Here is a 6,708-nt window from a genome sequence, read left to right as displayed (position 1 = left end):
CGGATAAAGCTCATCCAGAATGTCCATAATGGCTTGTACTTTTTGTTGTTTGGTCAACGAACTGCTCATAAAAGGTACCGGTTCAACGCTATCGCTGGCTAGCTTTCTGCAGTGACACGCGCGCGCACGACTTTCTTCGGTGCGTTTGCGGCTGCTTTGTCGGCCAGTTTTTTATCAATAATATTTTTAACGGCAATCAGGAAGCCGAGTCCTAAAAAGGCGCCGGGCGGCAGGATTGCCAGCAAGAAAGGATTCTCCGGGCTAAACAGAGTAACGGACCAGTCTGATGCGATAGGGCCAAACAGACGATCAGCGCCATGAAGCAGCGTACCATTACCCAATATTTCGCGAAGTCCTCCCAGAATGACCAGCACCAGTGTAAAACCGACGCCCATCATTAAGCCGTCAAAAGCTGAGGTACCTAACGGGTTTTTGGAAGCAAAAGCTTCAGCACGGCCGATAATGGCGCAATTGGTCACAATAAGCGGAATAAAGATACCCAAAGCCAGGTACAGTTCATACGTGTAGGCATTCATGAGTAGCTGGATCACGGTAACAAAGGCGGCAATGATCATCACAAATACCGGGATCCGTATGGCTGACGTAACGTAGTGCCGAATCAGTGACACAGTCGCGTTAGAGCCTACAAGCACCAGTGTGGTGGCAATCCCCAATCCAAGTCCGTTAATGACGCTGGAGGTGACTGCCAGCAATGGGCACAGGCCCAATAGTTGCACTAAGGCGGGGTTATTTTTCCAGAGGCCCTCGAGCGTGAGTTGTTGATACATACGCACTTACTCCTGAGATTCTGCCGGGGCAGGGCAGTTAGCGGGTTGACTAAACAGCGTGGCCTGCTGTTGGTTCAGGTAGGCCAGTGTTTTCGCCACAGCACCAACGACAGCGCGGGGCGTAATGGTTGCGCCGGTAAACTGGTCAAACTGCCCGCCGTCTTTCTTGACTTGCCAGCGTTTGGCGTCTTCTGCTTTGTAGACTTTGCCGTTAAATGAAAGCATCCAATCACTGACCGCCATTTCGATTTTGTCACCCAGTCCGGGTGTTTCGGCATGGTCGAGTGCTCGAACGCCCAGTACCTCGCCCTGTGTGTTAACACCCAAAATTAAGTGAATGTTACCGCTGTAGCCATCAGGGGCCGTAAACTCGGCGGCTAAAGCCTGGTTCTCGCCGTCTAGCCGGGCACGGTAAATAGCATGAGAACCTCGTCCCAAGGTTGCATCATCAATCTGTAAACAGTCCAGAGCTAATTGATTATTGTAAAGTGTTGGTGGCACCACTTCGTTCAGGGTAGTGAGCAAACGCTTAGCCCTTTGCTCCGCAATCTTCTGTTCCGTACCGGCAAAAGTAAACGCAATTAATGCCGTTGTAACCACAGCAAATAAGGCTAGCAGGGCACCGTTTTTAATTATGCTATTTGGCATCAGGCGTCTCCTTCCCGCTGCTTTTGTTTAGCACGCTGTCCATACACCCTTGGCTGGGTGTAATAGTCAATCAACGGTACCGCCATATTCATGATGACGACAGCAAAGGCGATGGCGTCGGGATAGCCGCCGAAAGTGCGAATAATAACAATCCAAAAGCCAATGGCTGCACCAAAGACTAAACGCCCTTTTGGGGTAGTCGAGGCGGAAACCGGGTCGGTGGCAATAAAGAATGCGCCAAAGAGCACCGCACCGTTGGTCCAGTGGAAAAGGGCCGAACCGTACAAGTCGCCATTAATGAGCTGTAAAAAGGTCGCGGTAATTGCCACGCCTGCAATCAGAGATACCGGAATATGCCAGCTTATGATGCGTTGCTGGAGCAGCACGAGACCGCCGGCAAGGTAAGCCATTGCAACCCAGCTCCAGCCAGCGCCGGCTGCTTCTGTTATGCCTTGTCCAAACAATGGGTGTGAGAGTGCTTCCGTGTAAGTGTACCCCTGGCTCAATTGGGTTTTTACGTAGTCCAACGGTGTGGCCATGGTAAAACCATCGGCCCCGGCGCGTAACTGGGTTAAGTCGTACCCGGCCTGACTGAAGCCGGTAAATATAACTGATACGGCGTCGCCAAACGAAATGTCGTGCAGGGCGAGCGAAGAGGGAGGCAACCAGCCACTCATTGCTGCCGGAAAGGAGATAAGTAGCATGACATAGGCTGCCATTGCCGGATTAAACAGGTTAAAACCCAAGCCGCCATAAAGTTGTTTTACGATAGCGATAGCAAACCAGGTACCCAGTACGGTCATCCACCATGGCAGAAAGGGAGGAAGGCTGACTGCCAGCAACAGGCCGGTAACAATGGCGCTGTAGTCGCCAAGGGCCTGGCCAATCTCACGCTTACGTAGGGCGACAATGGTGGCTTCTGTTACAAGCGCGGTGATTGCCGCCAGTAACATTTGGATAATGACACCCCAGCCAAAGAAGATGACCTGAGCAATAATGCCAGGCACCATTGCGTACAGGACCCAGCGCATGACCTGATCGGTAGTGCGTCTGACATGCTGGTGGGGAGAACTCGATAAGGTTAACTTCATGCGTTATCTTGCTCCTGATCCTCACTGTTTTCTCGTGCTGCTTTTTTGGCTTTGGCACGAGCAACAGCGGCGGCAATTTTTGCTTTGCGCTGAGCTTCAGGGCTCAGTGCTTCGGCGTCTGCATCAGCCGTGTCTGCTGACGTATCCGACTGTTCTGCGTTTGCCGACACTTCTGGTGTTTCAGTCTCGTCTGTAGATGCTTTTTCTGAAGCTTCTTTTTTGGCTTTGGCACGAGCAACCGCAGCGGCAATTTTTGCTTTGCGCTGAGCTTCAGGGCTAAGAGCTTCGGTATCTGACTCAGCCGTGTCTGCTGACGTATCCGATTGTTCTGCGTCTGCCGATACCTCTGGTGTTTCAGTTTCGTCCGCAGATGCTTTTTCTGAAGCCGCTTTTTTGGCTTTTGCACGAGCAACCGCAGCAGCAATTTTGGCTTTGCGCTGAGCTTCCGGACTCAGTGCTTCGGCGTCTCCATCAGCCGTGTCTGCTGACGTATCAGACTGTTCTGCGACTGCCGATACTTCTGGTGTTTCAGTTTCGTCTGTAGACGCTTTTTCTGAAGCAACTTTTTTTGCTTTGGCGCGAGCAACCGCGGCGGCAATTTTCGCTTTGCGCTGAGCTTCCGGGCTCAGTGCTTCGGCGTCTGACTCAGCCGCGTCTGCTGACATTTTCGATGGTTCTGCATCTGCCGATACTTCTGGTGTTTCAGTCTCGTCTGTAGATGCATTTTCTGAAGCCGCTTTCTTGGCTTTGTCACGGGCAACGGCTGCAGCGACTTTGGCTTTGCGCTGGGCTTCCGGGCTCAGTGCTTCGGTATCTGAATCAGCCGTGTCTGCTGGCGTATCGGGTAGTTCCGCTTCGTCTGATACCTCAGATACTTCACCTTGTTGTGCCGCAGCTTTTTTCGCTTTCGCTCGCGCTATCGCTGCCGCAACCTTTGCCTTTCGCTCCGCATTGGCATCATGGCCAGCTGTGGTCTCTGGCGTTTGCGTGCCGGTATCCGATTGTGCTGACTCAGCTGTCTCGTTTGCACGTTGCGCTTTCTTTGCCTTGGCTCTGGCAATGGCGGCTGCTACTTTGTCTTGTTTGGTATCGGTGGCCGACGTGTCAGGCATTGCAGCGTCGGCTGCAGCCTGGTTTTCTGCTATTGGCGCTGATTGCTGAGCCGCTTTTTTGGCTTTCGCTCTCGCTAATGCGGCAGCGACCTTGTCTTTTGCCGGATTCGCACTGGTGTCTTCAGTTGCCGCTGAAGCCTTGTTTTGTTGCGCCTGCATAGCTTGTTTACGGGCTTCTGCAGCTTGTCTGTGCTTCGCTTCCCGCTCTTCTTTTTCGCGTTCCAGACGCGCTTTGCGTGCTTCAAAACGTTGCTTCGATTTTTCGGCTTTATCTTTTTCGTCTTTCTGAATGCGAATTTGCGATTTAGCTTTGCGGTAATAATGCACAAGGGGAATTTCACTTGGGCAAACATAAGCACAGGCACCACATTCGATGCAATCGAACAAGTTATACTCTTCGGCTTTATCCAGCTCTCCGGCTTTGCTGTGCCAGTACAGCTGTTGTGGCAGCAGGCTGGCCGGACAGGCATCTGCACACGCGCTGCAGCGGATACAGGCCAGTTCCCGCTGATTAATACGCAGCTCTTTCTTGGCCGGTACTAAAATACAGTTTGTGGTTTTAACAACAGGGACATCGACGGAAGGCAGTGTGAACCCCATCATTGGCCCGCCCATAATAACTGTGGGCGTTGCCTGTCGTTTGGGCTGATATTGGCCATGCGCTAATAGCGCTTGTATCGGGGTGCCAATAAGAGCCCATACGTTTTGCGGATGCTGAAGGGCTTCGCCAGTTAGTGTGACGACTCGCTGAATGAGAGGCTTGCCATACAAAATAGCGTCAGCAATGGCAAAGCAGGTGCCCACATTAAACATCATGACGCCGATATCCGCAGGCAGCCCGTCGCGAGGCACTTCACGACCAGTCAGCACCTGAATAAGCTGTTTTTCGCCCCCAGCGGGGTATTTTGTGGGTACGGACACAACACGAATATGCGGGCAGTCTTCGCACACTTTACTCAAAGCATCGAAGGCTTCAGGTTTGTTATCCTCGACGCCAATGATCGTTACTTTCGGTGACAGCAAGTGGCGTAAAATATCGATACCCTGCCGGATTTGCCAGGCGTGCTCACGCATTAGTCTGTCGTCTGACGTGATGTAGGGCTCGCACTCAATACCATTGATAATCAAAAACTCGACAGCTTTTCTGGCTGTCGATTTAATGTGAGTCGGGAAGCCTGCGCCGCCCATACCGGCAATGCCCGCATCGCAAATAGCAGCAACCAGAGATGACGGTTCTGCCTGGGTATAATCTTTTATCGGGTTCAGTGGTGCCCACTGTTCTTGCCCATCCGGCTTAATCACGACGCACAGCTCCGGCAGTCCACTAGGATGCGCTGTGGTGCGTTCTTCAATCGCTATCACTTCGCCCGAGGTCGGTGCGTGCACTGGTACCGTAAAAGGGTGCGGGCTTTGTGTCAGCGGTTGACCTTTTAATACCTGATCGCCAGACGCTACCAAACAACTGCCTGCAGTTCCAATGTGCTGACGCACCGGAATTACCAATGTCTGTGGTAGCGGCAAAGTACCAGTAGCAGATTGGTTAGATAAATGCTTGCGTCCGTCAGGGTGCACGCCGCCGGGGAAGTCCCAGAGCTTTTGTGAATCAAGACGTTGAAGTATTTGAGAAAAATCGTTTGGCATATCAGGAAATCACTTTCACCGGTATATCGCCTCGCGGCGTTTGTGCAAAGTCCCATTGCCAGGACGCCGTCGTAGGATTTACCGTGACCATATCAATGCAGTCTACAGGGCAGGGCTCTACACATAAGTCACAGCCAGTGCAGGCATCGGTTATCACAGTGTGCATTTGTTTTGCTGCACCAACAATGGCGTCGACCGGGCAGGCCTGGATACATTTAGTACAACCAATACATTCATCTTCGCGAATATAGGCGACCTTAGGCGCATTTTCTTCGCCGTGTGCGGCATCTAATGGCTTGGCCTCGACCCCCATCAAGTCTGCTAACTGCTTAATGGTCGCTTCGCCGCCCGGCGGACACTTGTTAATGTCGTCACCATTGGCAATAGCTTCAGCGTACGGGCGGCAACCGGGGTAACCACACTGACCACACTGTGTTTGTGGCAATACCTGGTCAATTTGTTCTACCAGCGGGTCACCTTCAACATGAAAGCGAATAGCGGCGTAGCCAAGTGCCAAACCGAATCCCAGTGCCAATAGTCCAAGGGCGAGTAGTGCTGCAATCATCATTACACTTTCACCAGTCCGCTAAAGCCCATAAAGGCAAGTGACATCAAGCCGGCGGTAATCATTGCAATGGAAGCCCCTTTGAACGGAGTAGGGACGTCAGCAGCGGCCAGGCGTTCCCGCATGGCGGCGAACAAGATCATGGCCAGTGAGAATCCTACAGCGGCACCAAAGCCATAAATTATGCTTTGAATCAGGTTGTGCTGTTCGGTCAGGTTTAGCAATGCAACACCCAAAACCGCGCAGTTGGTGGTAATAAGCGGCAGGAAAATCCCTAACAAACGATAAAGGGTAGGGCTGGTTTTATGCACCACCATTTCAGTAAATTGCACAACGACGGCAATAACCAGAATAAAGCTGATTGTGCGTAAGAAGGTAATGCCCAACGGCTGTAATAAATAGGTTTCCACCAGGTAGCTGCATACGGACGCCAGTGTCAGAACAAATGTCGTTGCCATCGACATACCTATGGCCGTTTCCAGTTTGCTGGAGACCCCCATAAAGGGACACAGACCCAGGAATTTAACCAGTACAAAATTGTTGACTAACACAGTACTGATAAGAAGCAGGAAAAATTCAGTCATCGAGATTCAGTATTACCAATCAAGCCAGTGAATAAAAAGACAAAAGAGCGTATGCGTAATCGCGGTATTATCTCTTATTTTTCGCATAATTAAAAACGTATACTGGAAATTTGCGCTGACTGATCTATAGCTGATGTTGAATAGACAAAACAGCGTGTCAACTTTTACATTGGAAATTCGGAACTTGGAGATTTTACTGAGGAACTCAGTGTAATGGAGCCAGATTTGGCTCCCCCTCCCCGACTCGAACGGGGGACCTGCGGATTAACAGTCCGTCGC

The 6,708-nt window shown here is 51.4% G+C and carries 6 protein-coding genes; all 6 read right to left on the bottom strand.

Going from position 1 to position 6,708, the window contains the following annotated elements:
* Positions 1-98: 98 nt before the first annotated feature.
* Genes AC4MRN_RS18710 through rsxA form a run of 6 tightly spaced genes read right to left on the bottom strand, consistent with a single transcriptional unit; the run spans position 99 to position 6,429 of the window.
* Positions 99-794, bottom strand: a complete 696-nt coding sequence (locus AC4MRN_RS18710) for an electron transport complex subunit E (protein WP_491204141.1) — start codon at positions 792-794, stop codon at positions 99-101.
* Entirely contained in the window at positions 795-1,436 is a 642-nt protein-coding gene (gene rsxG, locus AC4MRN_RS18705) for an electron transport complex subunit RsxG (RefSeq protein WP_491204140.1), read from the bottom strand. It abuts the gene before it with no gap.
* Entirely contained in the window at positions 1,436-2,527 is a 1,092-nt protein-coding gene (rsxD, locus tag AC4MRN_RS18700; protein WP_491204139.1) for an electron transport complex subunit RsxD, read from the bottom strand. Before rsxD ends, rsxG begins: the two co-directional genes overlap by 1 nt.
* On the bottom strand, positions 2,524-5,280 hold the full coding sequence (gene rsxC / locus AC4MRN_RS18695; protein WP_491204138.1) for an electron transport complex subunit RsxC: 2,757 nt from the start codon (positions 5,278-5,280) through the stop codon (positions 2,524-2,526). The genes rsxD and rsxC overlap by 4 nt, the downstream gene beginning before the upstream one ends.
* A gap of 1 nt (position 5,281) precedes the next feature.
* A complete protein-coding gene (gene rsxB, locus AC4MRN_RS18690; protein WP_073325108.1) occupies positions 5,282-5,845 on the bottom strand; it encodes an electron transport complex subunit RsxB in 564 nt (187 codons plus the stop codon).
* Between the two features lie 2 nt (positions 5,846-5,847).
* Positions 5,848-6,429 carry an electron transport complex subunit RsxA gene (gene rsxA, locus AC4MRN_RS18685; protein ID WP_073325090.1) on the bottom strand — a complete coding sequence of 194 codons (582 nt, stop codon included), beginning with the start codon at positions 6,427-6,429 and terminating at the stop codon, positions 5,848-5,850.
* Between the last annotated feature and the right edge of the window lie 279 nt (positions 6,430-6,708).

The organism is Marisediminitalea sp., from assembly GCF_984433645.1.
This window is presented reverse-complemented; position numbering and strand designations above follow the sequence as displayed.

Coding starts and splice junctions, on each gene's coding strand:
- rsxG (WP_491204140.1), bottom strand. CDS start 1,436: ATGCCAAATAGCATAATTAAAAACGGTGCCCTGCTAGCCTTATTTGCT.
- rsxD (WP_491204139.1), bottom strand. CDS start 2,527: ATGAAGTTAACCTTATCGAGTTCTCCCCACCAGCATGTCAGACGCACT.
- rsxC (WP_491204138.1), bottom strand. CDS start 5,280: ATGCCAAACGATTTTTCTCAAATACTTCAACGTCTTGATTCACAAAAG.
- rsxB (WP_073325108.1), bottom strand. CDS start 5,845: ATGATTGCAGCACTACTCGCCCTTGGACTATTGGCACTGGGATTCGGT.
- rsxA (WP_073325090.1), bottom strand. CDS start 6,429: ATGACTGAATTTTTCCTGCTTCTTATCAGTACTGTGTTAGTCAACAAT.